Below are 898 nucleotides of genomic sequence, written 5' to 3' on the forward strand. Positions count from 1 at the left end.
CCTTGGCCTGCCGAGCGGCGCTGCCAACAACTGTCGGGCAGCCCGGCAGCGATGCGGTCGGCGCGTTGCCGGACCTTGCCGGCATCCAGCGGGACCAGGTGGGAACGGGACACGGCCAGCACATATCCCAAGCCCAGGCTGCGTAGATGAGCGCGAAAGGCGGCGCTGTTGCCATATGCCTCGTCGGCGGCGACCCACCGCGCCGGCACCTGGGCCTGAACCGCCGCGGTGACCATTTCGGCGGCCAGGTCCGGCTTGGTCGCGAACTCAACCTCGACCGGTATCCCGGCGGCGGCGCACCGCTCACGGTCGCCGGTCCACGACACCGGCAGGTAGAGCCTGCGGTCGATCAGCGTGTGCCCGCGGCCGGTGGCGTAGGCCAGGAACACCCCGACCTGGCAGTTCTCGATCCGCCCAGCCGTGCCCGAGTACTGCCGCTGCACCCCCACCGAGCGCACGCCTTTCTTCAGATCCCCGGTCTCGTCAGCAATCAACACCCCATCGGGGTGCCCCAACCGGCCGACGACCAGCTCCCGCAGGTCGTCACGGGCCCCGTCGGCGTCCCACACCGACCGGTACAACAACCGCTGCATCACATCCGGCCGCCGATGCCCGGCATGCTCCGCGATCTGCCAGCACGTCTTCACCTCAACCTGCGACAACAGCCCGCCCACGAACCCCGCCGCCGAGCGGCGCGGCTCAACCCGACCGAACCGGCCCGCGAACGACCCCAGCACCTGCTCCAACACCCGCCGCCATCGCCGGGCGTCTACGCTGGCGTCAGCGGCCACCACACGATCTGAAAGTTTGTCCACAACATACAGACGATCACGCGGTGGCCGCCCCACGTCCAGCCCCGAACCCGCAGGTCAGACCCTGAAGTACGGCTGTCGTACTA

General features: G+C 69.5%; 1 protein-coding gene. It reads right to left on the minus strand.

What is annotated here, in order from left to right; all coding sequences use genetic code 11:
- On the minus strand, positions 1-791 hold a 791-nt coding region (locus ABD287_RS18395), incomplete at its 3' end, for an IS701 family transposase (RefSeq protein ID WP_344174803.1).
- Positions 792-898 lie beyond the last annotated feature (107 nt).

It is taken from the genome of Pilimelia columellifera subsp. columellifera, assembly GCF_039532605.1.
In the GTDB taxonomy this organism is placed as follows: domain Bacteria; phylum Actinomycetota; class Actinomycetes; order Mycobacteriales; family Micromonosporaceae; genus Pilimelia; species Pilimelia columellifera.